Source organism: Klebsiella sp. NPDC088457, assembly GCF_044900465.1.
Taxonomy (GTDB): domain Bacteria; phylum Pseudomonadota; class Gammaproteobacteria; order Enterobacterales; family Enterobacteriaceae; genus Klebsiella.
The window spans coordinates 1-25,344 of record NZ_JBJDNH010000023.1 but is presented as its reverse complement, the minus strand read 5'-3'; the positions used below and the strand labels follow the sequence as shown (position 1 = coordinate 25,344).

21 protein-coding genes and 1 pseudogene are annotated in these 25,344 nt (G+C 58.0%); 7 read left to right on the top strand and 15 right to left on the bottom strand.

The genetic code is table 11. The features are described 5' to 3' along the window. Positions 1–109: 109 nt before the first annotated feature. The 4 genes from ACI2JR_RS15835 to ACI2JR_RS15820 all read right to left on the bottom strand — a co-directional run bounded on the left by ACI2JR_RS15835 (position 110) and on the right by ACI2JR_RS15820 (position 2,602). Positions 110–1,009: a Dyp-type peroxidase gene (locus ACI2JR_RS15835; protein ID WP_462478951.1), complete on the bottom strand. Its 900-nt coding sequence runs from the start codon at positions 1,007–1,009 to the stop codon at positions 110–112. A 94-nt stretch (positions 1,010–1,103) separates the two neighbouring features. Further along, positions 1,104–1,679, bottom strand: a complete 576-nt coding sequence (locus ACI2JR_RS15830) for an RpoE-regulated lipoprotein (RefSeq protein ID WP_132725921.1) — start codon at positions 1,677–1,679, stop codon at positions 1,104–1,106. A 61-nt stretch (positions 1,680–1,740) separates the two neighbouring features. Beyond that, entirely contained in the window at positions 1,741–2,190 is a 450-nt protein-coding gene (locus ACI2JR_RS15825; RefSeq protein ID WP_462478950.1) for a DUF2919 domain-containing protein, read from the bottom strand. Beyond that, positions 2,177–2,602, bottom strand: coding sequence for a GNAT family acetyltransferase (locus ACI2JR_RS15820; RefSeq protein ID WP_132725924.1), 426 nt, complete (start codon positions 2,600–2,602; stop codon positions 2,177–2,179). Before ACI2JR_RS15820 ends, ACI2JR_RS15825 begins: the two co-directional genes overlap by 14 nt. Before the next feature lie 211 nt (positions 2,603–2,813). Here ACI2JR_RS15820 and amiA point away from each other — a divergent pair, with 211 nt between their 5' ends. Beyond that, positions 2,814–3,689, top strand: coding sequence for an N-acetylmuramoyl-L-alanine amidase AmiA (gene amiA / locus ACI2JR_RS15815; RefSeq protein ID WP_132725927.1), 876 nt, complete (start codon positions 2,814–2,816; stop codon positions 3,687–3,689). Then, positions 3,686–4,585 (top strand): oxygen-dependent coproporphyrinogen oxidase, encoded by a 900-nt coding sequence (gene hemF / locus ACI2JR_RS15810; protein WP_132725929.1) that lies wholly within the window; start codon positions 3,686–3,688, stop codon positions 4,583–4,585. The genes amiA and hemF overlap by 4 nt, the downstream gene beginning before the upstream one ends. Positions 4,586–4,613: 28 nt before the next feature. Here hemF and maeB read toward each other — a convergent pair whose 3' ends face one another. Continuing rightward, positions 4,614–6,893 carry an NADP-dependent oxaloacetate-decarboxylating malate dehydrogenase gene (maeB, locus tag ACI2JR_RS15805; RefSeq protein WP_132725930.1) on the bottom strand — a complete coding sequence of 760 codons (2,280 nt, stop codon included), beginning with the start codon at positions 6,891–6,893 and terminating at the stop codon, positions 4,614–4,616. A 290-nt stretch (positions 6,894–7,183) separates the two neighbouring features. Between maeB and tkt the strand changes: the two genes are divergently transcribed. Continuing rightward, positions 7,184–9,178 (top strand): transketolase, encoded by a 1,995-nt coding sequence (tkt, locus tag ACI2JR_RS15800; RefSeq protein ID WP_462478949.1) that lies wholly within the window; start codon positions 7,184–7,186, stop codon positions 9,176–9,178. Here the strand turns inward: tkt and ACI2JR_RS15795 are convergent. The 3 genes and pseudogenes from ACI2JR_RS15795 to aegA form a co-directional block, all read right to left on the bottom strand. Further along, the gene (locus ACI2JR_RS15795) at positions 9,168–10,214 is read right to left on the bottom strand and encodes a DUF1176 domain-containing protein (RefSeq protein WP_462478948.1); all 1,047 of its coding nucleotides are present in this window, start codon (positions 10,212–10,214) and stop codon (positions 9,168–9,170) included. The two genes, tkt and ACI2JR_RS15795, sit on opposite strands and share 11 nt — an antisense overlap. A gap of 66 nt (positions 10,215–10,280) precedes the next feature. Further along, a pseudogene (gene nudK, locus ACI2JR_RS15790) lies at positions 10,281–10,878 on the bottom strand (GDP-mannose pyrophosphatase NudK). Between the two features lie 57 nt (positions 10,879–10,935). Further along, positions 10,936–12,918, bottom strand: coding sequence for a formate-dependent uric acid utilization protein AegA (aegA, locus tag ACI2JR_RS15785; RefSeq protein WP_132725939.1), 1,983 nt, complete (start codon positions 12,916–12,918; stop codon positions 10,936–10,938). 379 nt (positions 12,919–13,297) lie between these two features. Between aegA and acrD the strand changes: the two genes are divergently transcribed. Then, positions 13,298–16,411, top strand: a complete 3,114-nt coding sequence (gene acrD / locus ACI2JR_RS15780) for a multidrug efflux RND transporter permease AcrD (RefSeq protein WP_132725942.1) — start codon at positions 13,298–13,300, stop codon at positions 16,409–16,411. A gap of 135 nt (positions 16,412–16,546) precedes the next feature. On the opposite strand, the gene ypfM is transcribed toward acrD, so the two are convergent. Beyond that, positions 16,547–16,606, bottom strand: coding sequence for a protein YpfM (gene ypfM / locus ACI2JR_RS15775; RefSeq protein ID WP_100181659.1), 60 nt, complete (start codon positions 16,604–16,606; stop codon positions 16,547–16,549). Between the two features lie 406 nt (positions 16,607–17,012). Between ypfM and ACI2JR_RS15770 the strand changes: the two genes are divergently transcribed. The 3 genes from ACI2JR_RS15770 to ACI2JR_RS15760 are packed head-to-tail and all read left to right on the top strand — an operon-like array spanning position 17,013 to position 18,730. Further along, complete coding sequence (locus ACI2JR_RS15770; protein ID WP_132725944.1) at positions 17,013–17,369, top strand: ArsC family reductase; 357 nt, start codon at positions 17,013–17,015, stop codon at positions 17,367–17,369. 3 nt (positions 17,370–17,372) lie between these two features. Further along, complete coding sequence (gene dapE, locus ACI2JR_RS15765; protein WP_132725947.1) at positions 17,373–18,500, top strand: succinyl-diaminopimelate desuccinylase; 1,128 nt, start codon at positions 17,373–17,375, stop codon at positions 18,498–18,500. Between the two features lie 29 nt (positions 18,501–18,529). Then, positions 18,530–18,730, top strand: coding sequence for a YpfN family protein (locus tag ACI2JR_RS15760; protein ID WP_132725949.1), 201 nt, complete (start codon positions 18,530–18,532; stop codon positions 18,728–18,730). A gap of 93 nt (positions 18,731–18,823) precedes the next feature. Here the strand turns inward: ACI2JR_RS15760 and ypfH are convergent, their stop codons facing one another. The 6 genes from ypfH to dapA all read right to left on the bottom strand — a co-directional run. After that, entirely contained in the window at positions 18,824–19,522 is a 699-nt protein-coding gene (ypfH, locus tag ACI2JR_RS15755; protein WP_462478947.1) for an esterase, read from the bottom strand. 76 nt (positions 19,523–19,598) lie between these two features. Next, entirely contained in the window at positions 19,599–21,599 is a 2,001-nt protein-coding gene (locus ACI2JR_RS15750) for a tRNA(Met) cytidine acetyltransferase TmcA (protein WP_462478946.1), read from the bottom strand. Positions 21,600–21,611: 12 nt separating this feature from the next. Next, positions 21,612–22,484 carry a KPN_02809 family neutral zinc metallopeptidase gene (locus tag ACI2JR_RS15745; RefSeq protein WP_132725958.1) on the bottom strand — a complete coding sequence of 291 codons (873 nt, stop codon included), beginning with the start codon at positions 22,482–22,484 and terminating at the stop codon, positions 21,612–21,614. Positions 22,485–22,603: 119 nt separating this feature from the next. Continuing rightward, on the bottom strand, positions 22,604–23,317 hold the full coding sequence (purC, locus tag ACI2JR_RS15740) for a phosphoribosylaminoimidazolesuccinocarboxamide synthase (protein ID WP_132725960.1): 714 nt from the start codon (positions 23,315–23,317) through the stop codon (positions 22,604–22,606). A 108-nt stretch (positions 23,318–23,425) separates the two neighbouring features. Further along, positions 23,426–24,460 (bottom strand): outer membrane protein assembly factor BamC, encoded by a 1,035-nt coding sequence (bamC, locus tag ACI2JR_RS15735; RefSeq protein ID WP_462478945.1) that lies wholly within the window; start codon positions 24,458–24,460, stop codon positions 23,426–23,428. 16 nt (positions 24,461–24,476) lie between these two features. After that, the coding region (dapA, locus tag ACI2JR_RS15730; RefSeq protein WP_462478944.1) for a 4-hydroxy-tetrahydrodipicolinate synthase at positions 24,477–25,344 on the bottom strand (868 nt) is incomplete at its 5' end.

The following is a 25,344-nucleotide window of genomic DNA, read 5'->3' as shown; positions in this document are numbered from 1 at the left end:
CGAAAAGAGAATAAGCCGCCCGGAAGCCATTCCTGGCGACGGGGTAAGCGAAGCTTCAGAGGAGATCAGCCCTCCTCCGATGGGTGGAGGGCCAGGGCGCAGAGAAGGTTTACAGCGCCTGAAGACGGTCGAGGGAGGGTGCGAAGTAGTAGCCGCCGGTCACCGGTTTGGTGAAGCGCAGCATGGCATCACGCTTGCCGTCCGTATCGCCGAACATGCTCAGCAGCTGCTGTTCAATGTTATAGATACGCGCGCAGTAGGCGCAGAAATAGAGGCCATGGGTACCGCTGGCAATGCCGTAAGGCAGGCTCTGGCGCACGATTTTCAGCCCTTTGCCGTCTTCTTTCAAATCCACACGGCTGAGGTGCGAGGTGACCGGGCGCTCGTCGCCGTCAATCTCTTCGTTCGCCTGTTTGGTCCGGCCAATGATCATTTCCTGGTCCGGGACGCTAATGCGGTCCAGCTGCTTAAGGTTATGCTCCCAGCGCTGAACGAACACGTAGCTGCCGCCGGCATCCACGCCGTCTTTAATAATGGCGACGTCGCTGCGGGTCTCAAGGCCGGCCGGGTTTTCCGTGCCGTCAACAAAACCACTCAGGTCGCGTTCTTCAATCCAGCGGAAACCGTGCACTTCTTCTTTAACGTCAATGAGGTCGCCAAAGGCCGCGATTGCCGCCTGCGCGACGGAGAAGTTCACTTCATGACGCGCGGAAAGGATGTGAATCAGCACATCGTACTGCGTGGACGGCGCCAGACCCCGGCCGTAAACCGGGAAATCTTTGAGCTCTTCTGCGCCCACGCCGCCGCTCAGCTCGCGCCAGACGTTATGGCCAAAAGCGACCACCGCACCCAGCTGTGCGTCCGGGTATTGCATTTGAAAGGTCGCTAATTTATCGACGAACACTTTGCTGGCTTCACGCAGGGCGTTGACGTCCCCTTTGACATTGGCTTCAATCCAAATCGCCGCGCGGCAATGTTCCGGCAAAATGCCGCTCTGAACCTGAGACATCGCTCCTCCTGAAATGATACAACCACAACGCTGTGGCACGTTAAGCGCGCTATTGTACCCGTTTTTTCCGGCCGTCGTGTCTCTTCAGATCAAATTAGCGGTGCCAGATAATTTTGCTGACTTTCCAGTTTTTCAGCGTGTCGTCGGCGGGCATCAGCTCTTCCGGACCGTTCCAGTGGCCGGTAAACGCGTAGCTGATATGCTGGCTGCCGTCGGCTTTACACTCGACAACGGCCCCGTTATCGCTGCTGCCCTTCTGACAGTGGCCGAACGCCTTGCTGTACAGCTCGCTAAAGGGGGTGCCGACCTGCACGCCGCCGTCGGTTTTAATATCGCTATCCCGCACTTCGATACGGTTGATGGTGCCGGCGTCGCCGTTGATAGTCATGGCGACTTTGTCATCTTTCAGCGCCTCATAGTAGCGCACGATATTGCCATTGGCGGTTTTCATCCCGCTGCGCAGACGATAGCTGCCGCCGAGCGCATCGCTGATGGCCTGCTCGTTAAGCGGGGTGGCTGCCGTCAGTTTGCCCACGCCCTGCTCGGTCACCACCATGGAAGAACCGAACCAGTTCCAGGGATACGCCGCTGACCAGTTGACGGCGCTCATCGTGGAGCAGCCGGTTAACGCCAGCGGTAAGGCGCAGAGAAGTAAACGTAGCGATTTCATAACATCGTCCTTTCTTGTTAATTTGACCCCTGTTGGAGTGCGGGATCGGCAAAAAGTGCCGTTAAAGCCGATCTTCCTGGAAACAGGCTTTAAGTCGTCGACTGGTCAACAGCCACCAGAAGGTATAGAGATCCGCAACCAGCAGGCCAATCGTCAGCGGCGAAGGCGACTCGCCGCTGAGCCACAACAGCGACTGCCAGATAAGCAGCAGCGCCTGTGAAAGCGCCAGCAGCCAGCGCATCAGCGGCCAGAGACGAGGAAAACGCTGGCGTTGCCCGCTCACGATGAACGCCAGTACCGCCGGTATGCCGGGTAACAATCCCAGCCAGAAATTATCGCGATCGGGATAGAACAGATTCAGCAGCACATCGCCCTGCTGACGCGAGGCGCCTGCCATAATGAACAGCACCCAGGTGCGCGCCTGCAGCAGGAGTACGCACCAGAACAGAAACGGTAGCCTGAGCCGCCCCTGGGCATCATAATCCGCAGCAATGAACTCAGTATTCTTCATCTTCAATCAAACGTTTACCCAGACTCAGGACATCCGCATATTCGTAACCCAGCCGCTCATACATCCCCTGCACCACATCATTATCATCGCGAACCATGATATTAATTTTCGGGCAGCCGCGGGCGATCAGCTTCTTTTCCAGCCGGTTAAGCAGCGCATTGGCGATACCGCGTCCACGATATTCCGGGTGAACGCCCAGATAATAGGCCGAACCGCGATGACCGTCGTAACCGCCCATCACCGTGCCAACCACTTCACCATTAACTTCCGCCACCAGAAACAGGCTGACATCGTGATTAACCTTACGCTCAATGTCCATTTCCGGGTCATTCCACGGGCGCAGAAGCTCACAGCGCTCCCACAGCGTGATCACTTCTTCGAAGTCCTGCTGGCGAAAAACGCGTATCTCCATGGTATTCCCCACCTTTTAGGCTTAAAAACAGCGATTATGGCGCGATTTCACCGGATAGCCAATATCAGGCGAAATGAGCCGGAAAAAATGACATAATACAAACTTGTCATGTATTGAAATGAAAAGTAAAACAATTCTTTTTTTGAATGGTCGTAACGGAAAACACGATACGATATAACACTTGCTACCACTTGTTTGCAATTCAGGCCGAATGAGCACTTTTAAACCCTTAAAAATACTTGCTTCGCGCCGCCAGGTGCTGAAAGCAGGGCTGGCTGCCATGACCCTTTCCGGGGTTTCATCGCAGGTCATCGCCAAAGAACAGCCGTTGAAGACCGCCAATGGACACAGTAAACCAGCCGCCAAGAAGGCGGGCGCTAAACGTATCGTTATGCTCGATCCGGGTCATGGCGGTATCGATACCGGCGCTATTGGTCATAACGGTTCCAAAGAGAAACATGTTGTTCTGGCCATTGCCAAAAACGTCCGCAGCATCCTGCGCAGCAACGGCATCGATGCGCGTCTGACGCGGACGGGCGATACCTTTATTCCGCTGTACGACCGCGTGGAAATTGCCCATCAGCACGGCGCGGACCTCTTTATGTCGATTCACGCCGACGGTTTTACTAACCCCAGCGCGGCCGGCGCATCGGTGTTTGCTCTCTCCAACCGCGGCGCCAGTAGCGCCATGGCGAAGTATCTCTCCGAACGTGAAAACCGCGCCGATGAGGTGGCGGGTAAAAAAACCACCGATAAAGACCATCTTTTACAGCAGGTGCTGTTTGACCTGGTGCAGACTGACACGATTAAAAACAGCCTGACGCTGGGTTCGCACATCCTGAAAAATATTAAGCCGGTGCACAGGCTGCATAGCCGCAACACCGAGCAGGCGGCGTTCGTGGTGCTGAAGTCGCCATCGATCCCCTCCGTGCTGGTAGAAACCTCATTTATTACCAATCCAGGTGAGGAAAAACTGTTAGGTACCACCGCGTTCCGGCAGAAAATCGCCAGCGCGATCGCCTCTGGCATTCTCAGCTACTTCCACTGGTTCGATAACCAGAAAGCCCACTCGAAGAGACGCAAATGAAGCCCGATGTGCACCAGGTAAAACGCTATCTCCTCCAGCTGCAGGACGCTATTTGCCGCAAGCTGAGCGCCATCGACGGGTGTGAATTCGTCGAAGATAGCTGGCAGCGTGAAGGCGGCGGCGGCGGTCGCAGCCGGGTGCTGCGCGAGGGCGGCGTGTTTGAGCAGGCTGGGGTTAATTTCTCCCACGTGCATGGCGACGCCATGCCGGCCTCGGCCACGGCGCATCGCCCGGAGCTGGCCGGTCGCAGTTTTGAAGCGATGGGGGTTTCGCTGGTGGTCCATCCGCGTAATCCCTACGTGCCGACCAGCCATGCCAACGTGCGCTTTTTCATCGCCGAAAAGCCCGGCGCGGACCCGGTCTGGTGGTTTGGCGGCGGGTTTGACCTGACCCCTTTTTACGGCTTTGATGAGGATGCCGTTCACTGGCACCGCACCGCGCGCGATCTCTGTCTGCCGTTCGGCGAAGAGGTCTATCCGCGCTATAAAAAATGGTGCGATGATTACTTCTTCCTCAAACATCGTCATGAACAGCGCGGCATCGGCGGCCTGTTCTTTGATGATTTAAACACCCCGGATTTTGACCGCTGCTTCGCGTTTATGCAGGCGGTGGGTAACGGCTTCACCGGGGCCTATCTGCCGATTGTTGAGCGGCGTAAAGCGATGGCGTATGGCGAACGTGAGCGCGATTTCCAGCTCTACCGCCGCGGCCGCTACGTGGAGTTTAACCTGGTGTGGGATCGGGGGACGCTGTTCGGCCTGCAGACCGGCGGGCGTACGGAGTCTATTCTGATGTCGATGCCGCCGCTGGTGCGCTGGGAGTATGATTACCGGCCGGAAGAAGGCAGCCCGGAGGCTGCCTTAAGTGACTTTATCAAAGTCAAAGAGTGGATTTAAAACCCGGCCCCGCTCGGGGCCGGGTTGATTACAGCGGCTGCGTTTGCGCTTCCACTACCGCCAGCGCCACCATATTGACGATACGACGAACGGAGGCAATCGGCGTCAGAATATGCACCGGTTTCGCCACGCCCATCAGTACCGGCCCGACGGTCACCCCTTCAGAACTGGAGACCCGCAGCAGGTTGTAGCTGATACGGGCGGCCTCCATATTCGGCATCACCAGAATGTTAGCTGAACCTTTCAACGGGCTGTCCGGCATCCGCTCGTGGCGAATACTTTCCACCAGCGCGGCATCGCCGTGCATTTCGCCATCAATCATCAGATCCGGCGCGCGCGCTTTCACCAGCTCCAGCGCTTCGCGCATTTTGCTGGCGGACGGGCAGTTCGAGGAACCGAAGTTCGAATGCGACAGCAGAGCCACGCGCGGTTCAATACCGAAACGACGCACGCTTTCCGCCGCCATCAGGGTAATCTCCGCTAACTGTTCCGGCGTCGGATCGTGGTTGACGTAGGTATCGGCAATAAAGGTGTTACCGCTTGGCAACAGCAGCGCGTTCATCGCCCCTGCGGTATTGACCCCCTCGCGGTAGCCGAAAACCGGCTGCACCACGGCGTAATGTTCGTGGTAATCGCCAATGGTGCCACAGATCATCGCGTCCGCTTCGCCACGGTGCACCATGATAGCCCCGATCACCGACGTATTGGCAATCACCGCCCGCTGCGCCTGCTCCTGGGTGATGCCGCGGCGTTTCATTAACTGATAGTACTCGTTCCAGTACTCTTTGAAGCGCGGATCGGACTCGTTGTTGACGATCTCAAAATCGACGCCGGCTTTGATCTGCAGACCCAGCTTCTGGATACGCATTTCGATCACGCTCGGACGGCCGATCAGAATCGGTTTCGCCAGCCCCAGCGATACCAGCTCCTGGGTGGCGTGCAGAACGCGCGTCTCTTCGCCTTCCGCCAGCACCACGCGCTTCGGCTCTTTGCGCGCCTGCGAGAAAATCGGCTTCATGAACAGGTTGGTTTTGTAGACAAACTCGCTGAGTTTCTCGATGTAGGCGTCAAAGTCGGCAATCGGACGCATGGCCACGCCGGAGTCCATCGCCGCTTTCGCTACCGCCGGCGCGATCTTGACGATCAGGCGCGGATCGAACGGTTTCGGAATGATATATTCCGGGCCAAAGCTCAGGTCCTGGTCGCCGTAGGCGGAGGCGACCACTTCGCTCTGTTCGGCGTGCGCCAGCTCGGCAATCGCATGAACCGCCGCCAGTTTCATCTCTTCGTTAATCGCCGTTGCGCCGACGTCCAGCGCGCCGCGGAAGATAAACGGGAAGCACAGCACGTTGTTCACCTGGTTCGGGTAGTCAGAGCGGCCGGTACAGATGATCGCATCTTCGCGCACCTGCTTCGCCAGCGGCGGCAGAATCTCCGGCTCCGGGTTAGCCAGAGCGAGGATCAGCGGCGCGCGGGCCATTTTCTTGACCATTTCCGGGGTCAGAACTTTCGGGCCAGAACAGCCGAGGAAAATATCCGCGCCGTCAATGACCTCATCCAGAGTGCGTTTGCCGTCATCGTCCACCGCGTAGGCCGCTTTGGTCTCCGCCATTTTCGGCTCGCGGTCTTTATAAATCACGCCTTTGGAGTCGCAGACCACGATATTGTGTTTCTGCATTCCCAGCGCCACCAGCAGATTCATACAGGCGATAGCCGCCGCCCCCGCGCCGGATACCACCATCCGCACGTCGGAGAGATTTTTCTCTACCACCCGCAGGCCGTTGATGATGGCGGCGGTACTGATAATGGCCGTACCATGCTGATCGTCATGGAATACCGGAATGTTCATGCGCTGACGCAGTTTTTGCTCAATGTAGAAACACTCGGGCGCTTTGATATCTTCGAGGTTGATACCGCCGAAGGTCGGCTCCAGCGCCGCGACGACATCGATAAATTTATCCGGATCCAGCTCATCGACTTCAATATCGAACACATCAATACCGGCGAATTTCTTAAATAAAACGCCCTTGCCTTCCATCACCGGCTTGCCGGCGAGGGCGCCGATATTCCCCAGTCCCAGCACGGCGGTACCGTTGGAAACGACCGCCACCAGGTTGCCGCGGGCGGTGTATTTATAGGCGGCCAACGGGTCTTTTTCGATCTCCAGACACGGCGCCGCGACGCCCGGCGAGTAGGCCAGAGCCAGATCGCGCTGCGTCGCGAGGGGCTTGGTTGGCACGACCTGAATTTTCCCTGGAACGGGAAATTCATGGAAATCGAGGGCGCTTTGTTTCAACTGCTCATCCATTTTATTGTTCCTTTCACGTATCGATCGTAGGGGGTGAAGCGCAATAACTATCCCGGTGCCCACCCTAAGGTAGCGCCTAGTATCTCGCCTGATGGCTTTTCAAACTTTGAACGCCGCCAAACTCTCGCCATCACAAAGGTATATTTGTTATCGATTTATAACATTTATGTAACCTTATTTCGAAAGCAATGATAGTGCCGTCTGCTATGCTTTTTAGTTATGCACCCCATAAAGACCGCGGCCGAAAACCAACAAAAACGCATGCAACATCTTGTTTCAGGAGTCCATATATGTCCCGAAGAGAACTTGCCAACGCCATTCGCGCCCTGAGCATGGACGCCGTACAGAAAGCCAATTCCGGTCACCCTGGCGCCCCGATGGGGATGGCGGATATCGCCGAAGTGCTGTGGAATGATTTCCTCAAACACAACCCCGAAAACCCGCGCTGGTACGACCGTGACCGCTTCATTCTTTCCAATGGCCATGCCTCCATGCTGCTGTACAGCCTGCTGCATTTGACCGGCTACGACCTGCCGCTTTCCGAATTAAAAAACTTCCGTCAGCTGCATTCAAAAACCCCCGGACACCCGGAGCATGGCTATACCCCCGGCGTTGAGACCACCACCGGTCCGCTCGGCCAGGGGCTGGCTAATGCCGTGGGGATGGCTATCGCCGAGCGCACCCTGGCGGCGCAATTCAACCGTCCCGGCCACGATATCGTCGATCACTACACCTACGTTTTTATGGGCGACGGCTGTCTGATGGAGGGGATTTCCCATGAGGCCAGCTCGCTGGCGGGAACCTTAGGGCTAGGTAAGCTGATCGGGTTTTATGACCATAACGGCATCTCTATCGATGGTAAAACCGCGGGCTGGTTTACCGACGATACCGCCGAGCGCTTCCGGGCCTATCACTGGCACGTGATTGGCGATATTGACGGCCACGACCCGCAGGCGGTAAAACAGGCGATTATCGAGGCGCGCAGCGTCACGGATAAACCCTCGCTGATTATCTGCCGTACCGTGATCGGTTTTGGTTCGCCGAATAAAGCCGGTTCCGAAGAGTCGCACGGCGCCGCGCTGGGGGAAAAAGAGGTAGCCTTAACCCGCGAGAAACTGGGCTGGAAATACCCGCCGTTCGAAATCCCGAAAGAGATCTATCAGCAGTGGGATGCCCGCCCGCGCGGCGAGGAAGCTGAGCAGGCGTGGAATCAACAATTCGCCGCTTACCAACAGCAGCATCCCGATCTGGCGGCAGAACTGAAGCGCCGGATGGACGGCGAGCTGCCGCAAAACTGGGCGGAAGTGGCGCGCGACTATATTGCGCAGCTGCAGGCCGAGCCGGCGAAAATTGCCAGCCGTAAGGCCTCGCAAAATACGCTGAATGCTTACGGTCCGGATCTGCCGGAGCTGCTCGGCGGTTCGGCGGATCTGGCCCCCAGCAACCTCACCATCTGGTCCGGTTCACACTCGATCAAAGAAGATCCCGCCGGTAACTATATCCATTACGGCGTGCGCGAATTCGGCATGACGGCGATCGGCAACGGGATTGCCCTGCACGGCGGCTTTATCCCATACACCTCGACCTTCCTGATGTTTGTCGAATATGCCCGTAACGCGGCGCGTATGGCGGCGCTGATGAAGGCCAGGCAGATCATGGTCTATACCCATGACTCGATTGGGCTGGGGGAAGATGGTCCCACCCACCAGGCGGTGGAACAGCTGGCAAGCCTGCGGCTGACGCCCAACTTCAGCACCTGGCGCCCCTGCGACCAGGTAGAAACGGCGGTCGCCTGGCAGGCGGCGATCGAACGGCAGACCGGCCCGACCGCGCTGATTCTGTCGCGGCAAAATCTGGCGCAAATGGCGCGCACGCCGGAACAGGTGCAGGAAATTGCCCGCGGCGGCTATGTCCTGAAAGATGCGGGAGGTAAACCGGACCTGATCCTGATTGCCACCGGCTCTGAAGTGGAGATAACCGTGCTGGCGGCAGAAAAACTGCTCGCCAAAGGCGTTAACGTGCGGGTCGTTTCCCTGCCCTCAACCGATGTGTTTGATGCCCAGGATGAGGCCTATCGTGAGTCGGTTCTGCCCGGCGATGTCAGCGCCAGAATTGCCGTCGAGGCCGGGATTGCCGACTACTGGTATAAATACGTCGGCCTGAAAGGGGCGATCGTCGGCATGAGAAGCTACGGTGAATCGGCGCCGGCGGATAAGCTGTTCCCGTTCTTTGGCTTTACCGTGGAACATATCGTCGAGGTGGCCGACAAGCTGCTTAACGGGTGATCCACAGGGTGGGCCAGGCATCTGGCCCCTGCCAGTTATCGCACTGCGGCTGCCGGGCATAGCGCGCCAGACTAAACCGCTGGCCGTCGTAGCGCCAGCGGGTCTGGATGCCACAATCGCCGGGGCTGCGCCCTTTATCAAGGGTGACCAGCTCATGACGCTGCTCATCGATGCTGGCATTAACCAGCTCAATCTCACGCGCCGCATCGCCCGGCGGCTGGAAGGGTAGAGTCAGGCGCACCTGGCGTGCGATATAGGGCTGCTGGCGCGACACCAGCCACGCCAGCCAGATAGTGTTGTAAGCGCCCGCTTCACAGCTGATCATCAGCAGCACTTTGTCATCGGTCAACGCGGTCACCCGAATCTCACGACGGAAAGGATCCAATGAGCATGCGCTATTGGTCATTCGTTCGTTACCGTAGTCCATCAGATCATTAAGTTCATCGCGACTTAGCGGCGATTGCGCGAAATCGACTTTGCCCACCGCGCGTAGCGCGGGGGCCGGCGGGACGCTCAGCGGCGGCTCTTCGCCTTTCCCCACCCAGGCGGTTTCGCTGCCGACGCGTTTTTGCTGACTATCGATAAACAGCAAGGCGGCCTTCAGCCCTTGCAGAGAAATGGACTGGAGTCCGTTCACCAGGGTTATCACCTGCCCTTCCTGTACCTGCTGCAGGAAAGCATCGATCGTCACACTATCCCCGGTTTTGAGCAATTTATCCGCGACCAGCCAGTGTTTATCAGTCAATGCCAGCGGTTTGCCATCAAGCAGCAGCCGCGGCGCGATCGGCGCCAGCGCGGCGACCGGGTTGCCAATCCCGCCCAGCTCAATGCGCAAGCTGGCATCGGTGGCGGCACCGGCGCTGCGACTCAGGGTCATGACCAGGCCATGATGCAGGCCGACATTGCGGGCGACGCAGAAATTCTGGTTATTGCAGGTGACCTGCCAGTCGCCGAACGCCTGTTGCGCCGGCGCCGCCCACACCCACGACGTCGGTAACCAGCCTAAAAGCAGAAAAATGAGAACCCGATACAGCATGTGCGGCACAACCCCAGAGAAAAACGCGCAAAACAGCCGCTATCTTCACCAGCTACCACGAGTGACTCAATCGGATTTATCAGATATCCCCGCTCATCAGCCCCGAGGTTTGCAGGTATTGCAGCAGAATAACCGCTTTACCATCGCGAATTTCCCCGCGGGTCACCATTTGCAGCGCCTCGCTGAAAGGCAGCTCCAGCACTTCAATATCTTCATCATCAACGCCGCCGCCGCGAGTTTTACGCTGGGCGTCGCTGTATTCAGCAATAAAGAAATGGATCAATTCGGTCACCCCACCGGGGGACATAAACAGTTCAAACAGCTTGCGCACGTCGCCGACTTCGTAGCCGGTCTCTTCGATGGCCTCTTTGCGGATGCAAGTTTCCGGCTCATCGTCATCCAGCAGTCCGGCGCAGGTCTCGATCAGCATACCATCGTCATTGCCATTGACCCAGGTGGCGACGCGGAACTGGCGGACCAGCACGACGGTTTGCTTGCGGGGGTTGTACAGCAGCACCGTAGCGCCGTTGCCGCGATCGTAGACCTCACGCTTATGCCGGACCACGCTGCCGTCGCTTCGCGTTAGCTCGTAGGTCATATTGCGCAAAATAAAGTAGTTTTCGGAGAGGAGTTTATCTTTGATGACGTTGATAGTGAGTGGCATACGGCCCCGCTGCGTAGAATGACGCCATCATACTACGCCGCAGCGCCGGGTTTGTCGTTAGTGGATCGCGGTCGATTTAACCCCAAGGTAATCCATAATTCCCTGCGCCGCATGGCGGCCTTCAGCCATCGCCGTCACCACCAGATCGGCGCCGCGAACGGCATCGCCGCCGGCAAAAATCTTATCGTGGGTGGTCTGCAAGCGATAGCGACTCTCCACCCGGGCTTTAATTCGCCCGCGGCTATCAAGCTCGACGCCGACGGACTCCAGCCACGGCATCCCGTGCGGATGAAAGCCAAACGCCATAATCACCGCATCGGCTGGCATCACGAACTCGCTGCCCGCAATCGGCGACGGGCTACGTCGCCCCTGCGCATCCGGTTCACCCAGCTGCGTACGCAGAAAACGTATGCCATTGACCCGGCCGCCGCTATCCAGCTCCAGGGTCACCGGCTGGACGTTAAATTCAAATACCGCCCCCTCTTCCCGGGCGTTCTTCACCTCTTTTTTCGATCCCGGCATATTGGCCTCATCGCGGCGATAGGCGCAGGTGACCTGTTCCGCGCCGTGACGCAGCGCGGTGCGCACGCAGTCCATCGCCGTGTCGCCGCCTCCCAGCACCACCACATTCAGTCCGTGAGTATCGATATACGGCTCTTCCGGCCGCTCGTCGAGCCCCATCACCTGCCTGGTGTTGGCAATCAGGAACGGCAGTGCGTCATAGACCCCCGGCGCATCCTCATTGGGCAGATCCGCTTTCATTGAACGATAGGTTCCGGCGCCGATAAATACCGCATCGTACTCCTCCAGCAGCGAGGTTAGCGCAATGTCCCGACCCACTTCGCAGCCCAGCTCAAAGCGGATCCCCATCCCGGTAAAAATTTCCCGCCGCCGGGCGAGCAGCGATTTATCGAGTTTGAAGGCCGGAATACCAAAGGTCAGCAGGCCGCCGATCTCCGGATGGCGGTCAAAGACCACCGACTGTACGCCATGACGAATCAACCGGTCAGCGCAGGCCAGCCCCGCCGGCCCGGCACCGACAATCGCCACTTTTTTCCCGCTGTCGGCCACCTGCGAGAGATCCGGCCGCCAGCCCTGAGATAGAGCCTGGTCGGAGATATAGCGCTCGATGTTGCCGATCGTCACCGCCCCCTGCTCATCGCGAAGCGTGCAGGCGCCCTCGCACAGGCGATCCTGTGGGCAGACGCGGCCGGTAATTTCCGGCAGACAGTTGGTCTGGTGGGAAAGCTCAACGGCGGCGGCGATATCTCCCGCCCGCGCCCGCTCAATCCACTGCGGGATATGGTTGTGCAACGGGCAGGTCCATTCGCAGATGCTGTGTTCGCCGCACTGTAAACAGCGCTGCGTTTCCTGATGCGCCCGATCGGGGTTAAAAGGCAGGTAGATCTCGGCAAAATCCGTTTTACGTTGCGCAGCCGTCCGTTTTTCGGCCTCGCCGCGCGGTGGGGTCGCCGCCATCTGGCTGGCTTTATCACCCCCCCCTGCCGACGCGCGAGCGTCGGGATAAGCATGCCACGGCTGCGCATCCAGGCGCGCGGCACGCAGACGGCGCTGTTTGGTCATCGTGGACAGCGTCTCTTCTGTCGCCAGCTGTAAGGCCTGCGCCGGGCAGTGTTGCACGCAGGCCGGTCCTTCGGCGCGGCCGCTGCACAAATCGCATTTATGCGCCGTCGCCTTCACCTTTCCCGCGGCGGCTGGCGCAAGCACGATCTGCATCACGCCAAACGGGCAGGCCACCATGCAGGATTTACAGCCGATACACTTTTCCTGATGCACCAGCACGCGGTCGTTGAGCTGGCTAATCGCGCCATTCGGACAGCTGCGCGCGCAGGGCGCGCTTTCACAATGCCGACATGTTATGGCGTTACGTTGATGTTCGTGCTTAATTACGCTAATACGCGGCAAAAAGCGCTGCGGGGTCAATACGTGTTGCTCGTCGTTATGCGCCATCACGCAGGCCACCTCGCAGGCTTTACACCCAATGCACTGGCGACTATCGCTGATAATAAAGTGGTTCATGGTATCCTTCGGCCTTCGGTAAATAACCCCTCGGTTGGCATGACTATTTATTACCCGACAAGCCGGGGCGGGAACAATGTTCATTTGCCCAGAATCCTGTTTTTCTCGCGAGAACCCGTTTTGGATCAAATTCTTTGACTTAAATGAAATTGCGTTTTATTTAGCCTGGCAGGCAGCGAAAATGACACCGTGTGACGAAACGGCTCAGAGGTGGGAGAGATATTCGCCAGAGAGAAGCACACTTCTTTACTATGTCGCAAAAGGCACACGATAAATTACACTATCTCCTTAATTTCTCCACGATTGCCTGTGGGGTTAGCTATAGAGTGTCACGGACTGTGCAATAACAAAAAATGTACACAATGAGGTCTCAATTCTGATGGCGAATTTTTTTATCGATCGCCCCATCTTTGCATGGGTTCTGGCGATCTTGCTATGCCTGACCGGCACACTCGCAATCTTGTCGCTGCCCGTTGAGCAGTATCCCGATCTTGCGCCGCCGAACGTGCGCATTACCGCCAACTATCCAGGGGCCTCCGCACAAACGCTGGAAAATACCGTTACCCAGGTCGTCGAGCAAAATATGACCGGCCTCGATAACCTGATGTACATGTCATCGCAAAGCAGCGCGACCGGGCAGGCAACGATCACCCTGAGCTTTACCGCGGGTACCGACCCGGATGAAGCGGTGCAGCAGGTGCAGAACCAGCTGCAGTCCGCGATGCGTAAACTTCCGCAGGCGGTGCAAAACCAGGGCGTCACGGTACGCAAAACCGGCGATACCAACATCCTGACCCTCGCCTTCGTCTCTACCGATGGCAGCATGGATAAACAGGATATCGCCGACTATGTCGCCAGTAATATTCAGGACCCGCTGAGCCGCGTTAACGGCGTCGGGGATATCGATGCCTACGGTTCCCAGTACTCCATGCGCATCTGGCTCGACCCGGCGAAGCTAAACAGCTTCCAGATGACGACGAAAGATGTGACCGACGCCATCACATCTCAGAACGCCCAGATCGCCGTTGGCCAGCTCGGCGGCACGCCGTCGGTGGATAAGCAGGCGCTCAACGCCACCATTAACTCGCAGTCGCTGTTACAAACGCCGGATCAGTTCCGCGATATTACCCTGCGGGTGAATCAGGATGGCTCTGAAGTCACCCTCGGCGATGTGGCCACCGTCGAGATGGGGGCGGAGAAGTATGATTATCTGAGCCGCTACAACCGCCAGGCGGCGTCTGGCCTGGGAATTAAGCTCGCCTCCGGTGCTAACGAAATGGCGACGGCCGAGCGCGTCATCAACCGTCTGAACGAGCTGTCGCAGTATTTCCCCCATGGCCTCGAATATAAAGTCGCCTACGAAACCACCTCGTTCGTCAAAGCCTCGATTACCGACGTGGTGAAAACGCTGATTGAAGCGATCGTGCTGGTGTTCCTGGTGATGTACCTGTTCCTGCAAAACTTCCGCGCCACGCTGATCCCGACCATTGCCGTACCGGTGGTACTGATGGGGACCTTCGCCGTCCTGTTCAGCTGCGGCTACAGTATCAATACCCTGACCATGTTTGCGATGGTGCTGGCGATAGGTCTGCTGGTGGATGACGCCATCGTGGTGGTGGAGAACGTCGAGCGTATTATGAGCGAGGAAGGCCTTTCGCCGCGCGACGCGACCCGTAAGTCAATGGGGCAAATCCAGGGGGCGCTGGTCGGCATCGCGATGGTGCTCTCAGCGGTATTTATCCCGATGGCCTTCTTCGGCGGCACCACCGGCGCCATCTACCGCCAGTTCTCGATTACTATCGTTTCCGCGATGGTCCTGTCGGTGCTGGTGGCGATGATCCTTACTCCGGCGCTGTGCGCAACGCTGCTCAAGCCGGTACATAAGGGTGAAATGCACGGGCAGAAAGGTTTCTTCGGCTGGTTTAACCGGATGTTTAACCGCAACGCCAGCCGCTACGAAACCGCCGTCGGTAAAATCCTCCATCGCTCGCTGCGCTGGATAATGATCTACGTCCTGCTGCTGGGCGGAATGGTGTTCCTGTTCCTGCATCTGCCCACCTCGTTCCTGCCGCAGGAAGACCGCGGCATGTTCACCACCTCGGTACAGCTTCCGGCCGGTTCCACCCAGCAGCAGACGCTGAAAGTGGTACAGAAAGCCGAAGACTACTTCCTGAAAACTGAGAAGGACAACGTAGAATCGGTGTTTGCGACCATCGGCTCCGGCCCTGGCGGCAACGGCCAGAACGTGGCCCGTATGTTCGTCCGTCTGAAGGACTGGGACGCACGTAACCCGGTAAGCGGTTCGTCCTTCGCCATCATCGAACGGGCAACGAAAGCCTTTAACAAAATTAAGGAAGCGCGCGTCTACGCCAGCAGCCCGCCGGCTATCAGCGGGCTGGGAAGTTCTGCCGGTTTTGATATGGAGCTGGAAGACCACGCCGGTAACGGACACGATGCGCTGATGGCCGCCCGCGATACCCTGCTGGACCTGGCCGCGCAGAACGACAGGTTAACCCGCGTTCGCCACAATGGCCTTGACGACAGCCCGCAGCTGCAGATCGATATCGACCAGCGCAAAGCTCAGGCGCTGGGCGTCTCCATTGACGATATCAACGATACGCTGCAAACCGCGTGGGGTTCGAGCTACGTGAACGACTTTATGGACCGCGGACGGGTGAAAAAAGTCTACGTGCAGGCCGCAGCCCCTTACCGCATGCTGCCGAACGATATTAACCTGTGGTACGTCCGCAATAACAGCGGCACCATGGTGCCCTTCTCCGCCTTCGCCTCCTCACGCTGGGAAACCGGTTCGCCGCGTCTGGAGCGCTATAACGGCTATTCCGCCGTCGAGATCGTGGGCGAAGCCGCGCCGGGCGTCAGTACCGGTACCGCGATGGACATTATGGAAGAGCTGGCTCAGCATCTACCGAACGGTTTTGGTCTGGAATGGACGGCGATGTCCTATCAGGAGCGGCTGTCCGGCGCCCAGGCGCCGGCGCTGTACGCCATCTCGCTGCTGGTGGTCTTCCTCTGTCTGGCGGCGCTGTATGAGAGCTGGTCGGTGCCGTTCTCGGTCATGCTGGTGGTACCGCTGGGGGTCATTGGCGCGCTGCTGGCAACCTGGATGCGCGGCCTTGAAAACGATGTTTACTTCCAGGTTGGCCTGCTGACGGTTATCGGCCTGTCGGCGAAAAACGCCATCCTGATTGTTGAATTCGCCAATGAGCTCAATGAGAAAGGAGAGGATCTCCTCGTCGCCACGCTGTCGGCCTGCCGCCAGCGTCTGCGCCCGATTCTGATGACCTCGCTGGCCTTCATCTTCGGCGTCCTGCCGATGGCCACCAGCACCGGCGCCGGCTCCGGCAGCCAGCACGCGGTGGGTACCGGGGTAATGGGCGGGATGATCTCCGCCACCATTCTGGCCATCTTCTTCGTGCCGCTGTTCTTCGTGCTGGTGCGCCGCCGCTTCCCGTTAAGAGAACGGCCGCAATAATCAACCCCGCCCCGGAGAAGAGCATCTCCGGGGGAAAAATAACAAAAAAGCGACCGCTGAGGTCGCCTTTTTTATGCCTTCTGACCTGCCAGACGATTATTTCGCTGACAAGATGAACGGCTCACATTGCGGAATTTATTTACGAAGCATACCTTCAATAAAATCTTTCCAGTTCCCTAGTTCATGCTCAATCATAATAGCCTCTCTTATTATTATGGGTCATTCTATGCAAATCCATTGGTTGTGGGAAGTTCATTGAGGTTATCGCTACAATTGCTATCAAGCTCATCTGTGCTATGGCCCTCGCTGATTTGCCGCTACTATGGGCCTGCGGGTGGAAATTTAATGTGATGCATAGCAACATTCTGCAACATGATAGTCATTTTCGGACTATCGCCCGACGGCTATCCGGCCCTTGATCCGTGACGCACGGTGATATACCGCGCGTCGTTAATCGCGTGATTAATATCCAACCAACCGCGGCCGTCACGGCAAAAGATTATATTTATTAAAGTGATTCACGTATTATTTTAGACAGCCTGATATATACGGAAAATTCTGAGAAAATCACTTAATTCAATGTAAAGGAAAAGGTTTAATTATGCTTACCCTGTATGGAATCAAGAACTGCGACACCATTAAAAAGGCCCGCCGCTGGCTGGAGGCGAATCAGGTTGCATACCGTTTCCATGATTATCGTGCTGATGGCCTGGATCGCGAGTTGCTCAACACGTTTATCACCGAACTGGGCTGGGAAGCGTTACTCAACACCCGCGGCACCACCTGGCGCAAACTCGATGAAACGGTCCGCGCCAGCATCAATAACGCCGATGCCGCCGCCGCGCTGATGCTGGAAATGCCGGCAATTATCAAACGCCCATTGCTCTGCGCGCCCGGGCAGCCTATGCTGCTGGGCTTCAGTGAACTCACTTATAAGAAGCTTGTTAACGAGGTATAGTCTATGTCTTGCCCGGTCATTGAGCTGGCTCAGCAGCTTATTCGCCGCCCTTCCCTCAGCCCCGATGATGCGGGATGCCAGGCGTTAATGATTGAACGCCTGCGTGCGATTGGCTTTACCGTTGAACCGATGGATTTCGGCGATACGCAAAATTTCTGGGCCTGGCGCGGGCACGGTGAAACGTTGGCCTTCGCCGGTCATACCGACGTCGTCCCGGCAGGCGATGCTGACCGTTGGATTAACCCGCCGTTTGAGCCCACTATTCGCGACGGCATGCTGTTTGGCCGCGGCGCCGCAGATATGAAAGGTTCGCTGGCCGCGATGGTCGTTGCCGCCGAACGCTTTGTCGCCCAGTACCCGCACCATAAAGGTCGTCTGGCCTTTTTAATCACCTCCGATGAAGAAGCCAGCGCCCAGAACGGAACGGTGAAAGTGGTCGACGCGCTGATGGCCCGTAACGAACGTCTGGACTACTGCCTGGTGGGTGAACCCTCAAGCACCGAAGTGGTGGGCGACGTGGTCAAAAACGGCCGTCGTGGCTCATTAACCTGTAACCTGACCATTCATGGCGTGCAGGGCCATGTCGCATACCCGCATCTGGCCGACAACCCGGTTCACCGCGCGGCGCCGATGCTGACGGAACTGGTGGGCATCGAGTGGGATAAAGGCAACGAATTTTTCCCCCCCACCAGCATGCAGATTGCCAACGTACGGGCCGGTACCGGCAGCAACAACGTGATCCCAGGCGATATGTACGTCCAGTTCAACTTCCGTTTCAGCACCGAGTTGACCGACGAAATGATCAAAGCCCGCGTCGTGGCGCTGCTGGAAAAACATCAGCTGCGCTACAGCATCGACTGGTGGCTTTCGGGCCAGCCGTTCCTCACCAGCCGCGGTAAGCTGGTCGAAGCGGTGGTGAACGCCATTGAGCACTATAATGAGATCAAGCCCCAGCTGCTGACCAACGGCGGCACCTCCGACGGCCGCTTTATCGCCCGGATGGGGGCGCAGGTGGTGGAGTTGGGACCGGTGAATGCCACCATTCACAAAATTAATGAATGTGTTAATGCCGCCGACCTGCAGCTGCTGGCGCGGATGTATCAACGCATCATGGAACAACTGGTCGCCTGACAATCCTGACGTAAAAAGAGGAAGCGCACATGGAATGGCTAATCAACCACTGGTGGATTCTGGTGCTGGTATTTTTAGTGGGCGTCATTATCAATGTGATTAAGGATCTTAATCGCGTTGACCACAAAAAATTTCTCGCCAATAAACCGGATCTTCCCCCCCATCGTGATTGCAACGATAAGTGGGACGATGACGACGACTGGCCGAAGCACGACCAGCCGAAGAAGTAAGGTTACCGATTTGCTCCCCCCGGTACAGCGCAACGCGCCGGGGTTTCCCGGATGAGGGCATAACCTGCCCGCTCCGGGTGCCAGGCTGCGCGATTACAGCAGCTCAATAAGATCGTCATCCTTCGGCGTACTGCCGCTTAGCGCTTCGTCGAAATAGTGTTTCGGTACCGTATAGCGCAGACGTTCAAGCGCAAACTGCATGCTCCGATCGTCAATGGCATGCCCCAGATCCTCCACAATATCCAGCGTCACATCCCCGCCAGCCTGTACCAATGCCTCCTGCGCCGCCACCGCCCACGCCAGGTCGATAACGCGATCCTCTCCGCCGTGAATCAGGTGAACGGTCGTCGCCGTCGTCGCCGACTGCGGCAGCGTAGCGTAACGTCCGTTAAAGGCGATAACCCGCGACGCCAGCCCCGGATCGGCTTTGATGCTCTCAAGAGACATAATCGCCCCCTGGGAGAAACCGATCAGCGCCGTGGCCAGCGGCCCCACGCCGCTCTGTTTCTGCCAGTAGCGTACCGTCCCAATAAAGGTCGGCATTATCGCATCAATCCGCGCCTGGCGATTGTCCTCAGTGACGCCCTGCACGGAAAACCACTGCCGGCCGGGAGGCGGGCCACAGGGTTCTGCACCGCCGATACTGACAATCAGCGCATCGGGAAACTGTGGCGCGAACAAGCTACCGATTTGCCCCATTGCCACCGGGTTATCCCCGACGCCATGAAACAGCAACAGCAGCTGTTGAGCAGGTGTCGCAGGGTTTTGAACAATAAAATGGTCGTGTTTCATGGCGGTCTCCTTAGTGTACGTGGGCAGTTTACGCCGCACGCGGAATATGACCATGACATTTAACTGAATGAGTTAGTTAAAAAAATTGCAGTTGCCTGACCTGCTGGCGCAGCGCATCAGCACGCGCCGCATCCAGGTTGAATAACGCTTCTCCCGCCTCGTGGCGCAGAGTCGCCAGCAGCGCTTTACGCCCGGTCAACCCTAGCGTGGCGCAGATTAACGCCTCATCCTGCTGCTGCAGGCGAGCACGCAGGGCGGGAAGCGCCAGCGCAACCCCCGGCAGCAGGCGGTTCAGGCTACCGATCGCCGCCTGCAGCGGGCGATGGGCAAAGGCAAAGCCCGCCGTTTCCAGCCAGTCCTCATCTGTAAGCATAGCTGTTTGTTCAACCGACAGAGGGAAGGGTTCTTCACGCCAGTCACGTAACCAGTATTCATCCCGCGCCAGACGCTGCGACTCCTGCTGAACCAGCTCGCGGCCCGCAGGCGTTAACGGATAAAGCGCCATCGCCGTATAGCACCCGCTGCTCGCCTCGCGATGGGTGCCTAAGCGCACCAGCGTAAAGCCGCAACGCTGCCAGAAACGCCATAGCTCAGGGGTATAGCCAAAGCTGACCGAAAGATAGTCCAGGGAGGCCCCCTGCGCCACCGCCCGGGCCACCAGCGCCTGACCCAGCCCTTCGCGCTGGCGCGAAGGATGGACGGCAATACGGGTGATCCGCTGGCCGGATAGCGTGGCCGCCAGCGGACTACCGCCGTGGGCCGCCAGCGACTGCGCTACCAGATTGCCGCGCGGGCGGCGAAAGCCGGCCCACACCGCCTGGCTGAGCGCGGGCGCAAGACCGCCCTCCTCCACCAGCCACAGCGCCCCGGCCGCGCCGTTTTCCACGCGAGCACAGATAAAGTGTTGACCGGGGGCATCCATCATCCGTCGCAAATCCAGCGGCGACGTACGGTAATGCGCGCCGGAGAGGAGCTGATACATCGCCTCCGCCAGTCCGGCCTGATGCTGCCAGCTGTGCTGACTCACCGTTTCCAGCGCCGCAGCGCCCGGCAAAGCGCGCGCAAAGGTCTCGTCATCAAATAGCAGCACCTCACCGATCAGCGCTTCCAGCGGGCAGCCGGATGCCCAGCGGATTGGCGCAGTCAGGCTAAACTGGCGCAGGTGCGTGAAGCTGGCGCAAAATTTAAGCAGGAACCCGCGCCCGGTACCTTCATACCCCTGGACGGTAGTGGTCAGTAAAGTTCGAGGGAAACGGGCGACCAGTTGATGGAGCACGGGCGCGGAGATGGCCGCCGCTTCATCCACAATCAGCCACGCGGCCTGAACGTCGGAAGCCAGCAGCGCATCGGGGGCCATAAAGCGAAAAGCATCATCGGCGAAAGCAGCCATCACCTCGGTCGCCCCCCGCGCCGGCGCGGTGACGATGGCATCGCCGCCGAGCTTGCGTATCAGCATCCCGGCCAGCGCGGACTTCCCTCTCCCGCGTCCGGCGGTCACCACGGCAATGCCGGGCGGTAGTGCAGCGAGCTCTGCGAGGAGCGTCGCCTGCTCTTGCTGAGGGTGTCCATCCGCCGGCTGCCAGGGCCGACGGGGCAACGCCTCCGGCAACGTCAGGGGCTCGCCCTGCCGCCAGACCACCGCGTCAGGATTGGCGCACACCAGCCGGCAGAAACGGTGGACAAAGTTCGGCGTCGGAATCGGCTCCGCCGCGTCGCTCCAGCGCAGCGAGTCCGCGTCCGGCAGCGTTGGCCAGCGCGCAAAAGCAGGAACCAGTAACACCAACCAGCTTCCCGCGCGCAGGGTTCCGCTCAGCGCGGCAAATGCCGCGACGTCGAAAGCGCCGCGGGCATCAAAGAAAGCATGGAGATATTCACGTCCGAGTAAGGATTTGAGCGCGCCAGGTGCGGTACAGGGGGCGACGACGGGCTGCGGTCCGACCCACAGGCCATCGCCGGCCAGCCGTTCACGCAGCAGCAGCGCCTGTTGCAGGCACCATGCCTCGTCGCCGCTGAGCACCAGCAGGCGACGAATCCCCTCTTGCGCCATTTGCGCCGTCAGGTGCAGCAGTTTATCCATGAGCAATGGCGATCAGAGCGCTTTGCCAAAGGTATTGCACTGCGCCGGGTCACCGCTGTCGAAACCGCGTTTGAACCAGGTGTAGCGCTGCTCAGAGGTGCCATGCGTAAAGCTGTCCGGAACCACGCGCCCCTGGCTCTGCTGCTGCAGACGATCGTCGCCGATGGCTTCCGCGGCGTTCAGGGCTTCCTGCAAATCGCCGGTTTCCATAATGTCCTGAGTCTGCATGTTATGGCCCCAGACGCCGGCAAAACAGTCCGCCTGCAGCTCCATTTTGACCGACAGCCGGTTCACTTCGCTCTGCGACGCATTCTGCTGCAGCTGGCGCACTTTCGCTTCAATCCCCAGTAGTTTTTGCACATGGTGACCCACTTCATGCGCGATGACATAGCCCTGAGCAAAATCGCCATCCGCCCCGAGTTTCGTTTTCATCTCGTCGTAGAACGACAGGTCAATATAGACGGTGCTATCAGCCGGGCAGTAGAACGGCCCCATCACCGATTGCCCGGTGCCACAACCGGTGCGCGTGGCTCCGCGGTAGAGCACCAGCTTCGGCTGCGGATACTGACGCCCCATCTTTTCAAAGATAGGCCCCCAGGTATCTTCCGTGGTCGCCAGAATCACCGAGGTAAACTTCGCAGCTTCATCATCCTTCGGACTGACGGAACGCTGGGTGGTCGTCTGCTGCTGGCCGATCGGTTCTCCCGTCAGCATGCCGGTTAAATCCACGCCGTAATAGCCCGCGACCAGCACGATAATCAGCAGTACGATACCGCCCTTACCGCTGGGCAGACGAAAACCACCGCCTCCGCCGCCCAGTGATGGACCTGAACTATTTCGCCTGTCTTCTACATTGTCGCTTTCGCGACGCCCTTGCCAACGCATAGGCACCTCAAGATATCAAATTTGAATATGAGAGATCGTAGGCGGTTAAGCGGAGAATTACCACAGGAAACAACAAGAAGAGCGCCAGAAGACCGCTGAGTCTTCTGGCGAAGAGAGGATTAGTCCAGCTTAACGCCCAGGCGATGGGCCACTTCTTCATAGGCCTCAATCAGGCCGCCGAGGCTCTGGCGGAAGCGGTCTTTGTCCATTTTGTCGAGGGTGTTTTTATCCCACAGACGGCTGCCGTCCGGCGAGAACTCATCGCCCAGCACCACTTCGCCTTTGAACAGACCAAACTCCAGCTTGAAGTCGACCAGAATCAGACCGGCGTCATCAAACAGCTTCTTCAGAACCTCGTTGGCTTTGTAGGTCAGCTCCTGCATGCGTGCCAGGTTCTTTTTATTCACCCAGCCGAACGTCTCGCAGTAAGATTCGTTGACCATCGGATCGTGCATCGCATCATTTTTCAGGAACAGATCAAACAGCGGCGGATTGAGCTCAATACCTTCCTCGATGCCCAGGCGCTTCACCAGAGAACCGGCGGCGCGGTTACGGATCACGCACTCAACCGGCACCATCTCCAGCTTTTTCACCAGACATTCGGTGTCGGAGAGCAGCGCTTCCATCTGGGTCGGGATGCCGGCTTCTTCCAGCTTGCTCATAATGAAATGGTTGAACTTGTTATTCACCATGCCCTTACGATCGAACTGTTCGATGCGCGCGCCATCCCCTGCTGATGTATCGTTACGGAATTCGAGTATCAGCAGATCCGGATTCTCGGTGCTGTAAACGGTTTTCGCTTTACCACGATACAACTCAGCTTGCTTTTGCATCTTTGTCACTCCAATAAAAATTAGCGTTGAAAATTGCGCTTTTCTGCCGACGCACACGTTTGCGTCACTATACAGAAAAAAGGGCCGGATTGCTCCAGCCCTGTTTTATTACTTACTGAATGCGGCCTGGAATACGGCCACCAGCGCGTCATTCTGCGACTGGGTCAGCGTATGACCTTTCGGGTCGATGAACTGCAGACTGCTGCGGTTATCGAGATCGCCGACCTGCAGTTTGTAATCACCGGAGACCAGTTCCGGATCGCGAGCGCCCAGTTCCTGCCAGCTGCTGTCAGACAGCGGCTTGTAGGTCAGCGCCATGCTGCCCTGCGAACGGGTGCTATCCGTCACCTTCATGCCCACTTTTTCCAGGGCGCCCGGCAGACGTTGCCACACCATGTTAAACGGTGCGCGCACCACCAGCATCGGCAGACCGGTATCGTCGGCAGCGCTCTGCACGTCGAAGGTCGCGCCGGCGTTTTTCTGCGCCGCGTTCTGCGCATTGGTGGCGTTCATGTCCAGACCTTCGGAAATGACGTTCAGCATAGAGGTGCTGTAGCGTTGCAGGGATGCCGGGTCGGATACCGGTTTCCCGGCCTGCTCAAGGTTAACCAGCTTCACGATCACCGCCTGCTGATAGCCCTGTGGTTTAACTGAGATTTGATAGCGACCACGATACTGCTGGTCTTCATCGAGGCGATTCCATTCTACCCAGTCGGTGCTCAGCGTCTGGCTGGCATCGTCACGTTTGGTGATGACATAGTTCTTTGACTGCACGATGCTGGCTACCTGCGCCCACAGCGAACCGCTACGACCGTTCTCCACCATCAGCGTCGCGGTATCACCGGCAAACTGGGTGCGTGCGCCGCTGACCAACGCCAGTGGCTGCGCCGGTGGCCGAATGTCCAGCGCTTTACCCACCGCGCCGTTGCTGGTCGCAACCGGAATATTATAATCGCTAACCTGAACCGGCAGAATCATGCCCGCAGGCGCGTGAAGTTCACTGAGCGGCGTAGCTTGCAGGTAAACCTCGTCGCCACCCACCTGACGTTTGTAGCGCGAATCGGAACTACAGGCCGCGAGAAGCAGGACCAATGAAACACCCGCAACCTTCGCCAGGCGCGACTTCTGTACTGAGTAAGCCATCAAATCTCCCTAAACTTTACAGCAAACCGGCATGCTTCAGCGCGGCGGTGACGGCCTGAGTACCCTGTTCGGTAATCGGCGTCATCGGCAGGCGCAGCGTATCGGTTGCCACAAGACCCAACGCCTTACATGCCCATTTCACGGGAATCGGGTTGGGTTCGACAAATAATTTTGTATGCAATGGCATCAGACGTTGGTTAATTGCACGAGCTTGCGCAAACTGGCCTTCTACTGCCAGACGGCACATTTCCGCCATGTCGCGAGCCGCCACGTTCGCCGTGACGGAAATCACGCCGTGACCGCCGAGCTGCATAAAGTCCATCCCGGTGGCATCATCGCCGCTCAACAGAATAAAGTCATCTGAAACCAGCTCTTTGATCTGGTGAACACGACTTAAGTTCCCCGTCGCTTCCTTAATACCAATAATATTTTTTACTTCCGCCAGACGCCCGACGGTTTCCGGCAGCATATCGCAACCGGTACGGGACGGCACATTATACAGAATTTGCGGCAGGTCGGTGTGTTCTGCGATAGCTTTAAAGTGTTGGAATAGACCTTCCTGGGTCGGACGGTTGTAATAAGGGGTGACCGTCAGGCAGCCGACGACGCCGCTATTGTTAAACCGTTTCGTCAGGCTAATCGCCTCTGCGGTTGCATTGGCTCCGGTACCCGCGATAACCGGGATACGCCCGTCAGCCAGTTCAAGCGTCATCATCACGACATCGCCATGTTCTTCATGGCTCAGGGTCGCAGACTCTCCGGTAGTCCCTACCGAAACGATCGCCGAGGTTCCGCTGGCGACATGGTAATCAATCAGTTTTTTCAGGCTTGACCGGCAGACATTACCGTTTTCATCCATCGGCGTGACAAGCGCTACAATACTT

Bases quoted from the DNA above. Each gene is read 5' to 3' on its own strand.
- hemF (WP_132725929.1), top strand. From the start codon at position 3,686: ATGAAGCCCGATGTGCACCAGGTAAAACGCTATCTCCTCCAGCTGCAG.
- ypfH (WP_462478947.1), bottom strand. From the start codon at position 19,522: ATGAAACACGACCATTTTATTGTTCAAAACCCTGCGACACCTGCTCAA.
- ACI2JR_RS15820 (WP_132725924.1), bottom strand. From the start codon at position 2,602: ATGGAGATACGCGTTTTTCGCCAGCAGGACTTCGAAGAAGTGATCACG.
- ACI2JR_RS15830 (WP_132725921.1), bottom strand. From the start codon at position 1,679: ATGAAATCGCTACGTTTACTTCTCTGCGCCTTACCGCTGGCGTTAACC.
- purC (WP_132725960.1), bottom strand. From the start codon at position 23,317: ATGCAAAAGCAAGCTGAGTTGTATCGTGGTAAAGCGAAAACCGTTTAC.
- dapE (WP_132725947.1), top strand. From the start codon at position 17,373: ATGTCTTGCCCGGTCATTGAGCTGGCTCAGCAGCTTATTCGCCGCCCT.
- bamC (WP_462478945.1), bottom strand. From the start codon at position 24,460: ATGGCTTACTCAGTACAGAAGTCGCGCCTGGCGAAGGTTGCGGGTGTT.
- ACI2JR_RS15760 (WP_132725949.1), top strand. From the start codon at position 18,530: ATGGAATGGCTAATCAACCACTGGTGGATTCTGGTGCTGGTATTTTTA.
- aegA (WP_132725939.1), bottom strand. From the start codon at position 12,918: ATGAACCACTTTATTATCAGCGATAGTCGCCAGTGCATTGGGTGTAAA.
- maeB (WP_132725930.1), bottom strand. From the start codon at position 6,893: ATGGATGAGCAGTTGAAACAAAGCGCCCTCGATTTCCATGAATTTCCC.
- ACI2JR_RS15795 (WP_462478948.1), bottom strand. From the start codon at position 10,214: ATGCTGTATCGGGTTCTCATTTTTCTGCTTTTAGGCTGGTTACCGACG.
- ACI2JR_RS15825 (WP_462478950.1), bottom strand. From the start codon at position 2,190: ATGAAGAATACTGAGTTCATTGCTGCGGATTATGATGCCCAGGGGCGG.
- tkt (WP_462478949.1), top strand. From the start codon at position 7,184: ATGTCCCGAAGAGAACTTGCCAACGCCATTCGCGCCCTGAGCATGGAC.
- ACI2JR_RS15835 (WP_462478951.1), bottom strand. From the start codon at position 1,009: ATGTCTCAGGTTCAGAGCGGCATTTTGCCGGAACATTGCCGCGCGGCG.
- ACI2JR_RS15745 (WP_132725958.1), bottom strand. From the start codon at position 22,484: ATGCGTTGGCAAGGGCGTCGCGAAAGCGACAATGTAGAAGACAGGCGA.
- ACI2JR_RS15750 (WP_462478946.1), bottom strand. From the start codon at position 21,599: ATGGATAAACTGCTGCACCTGACGGCGCAAATGGCGCAAGAGGGGATT.
- acrD (WP_132725942.1), top strand. From the start codon at position 13,298: ATGGCGAATTTTTTTATCGATCGCCCCATCTTTGCATGGGTTCTGGCG.
- amiA (WP_132725927.1), top strand. From the start codon at position 2,814: ATGAGCACTTTTAAACCCTTAAAAATACTTGCTTCGCGCCGCCAGGTG.
- ACI2JR_RS15770 (WP_132725944.1), top strand. From the start codon at position 17,013: ATGCTTACCCTGTATGGAATCAAGAACTGCGACACCATTAAAAAGGCC.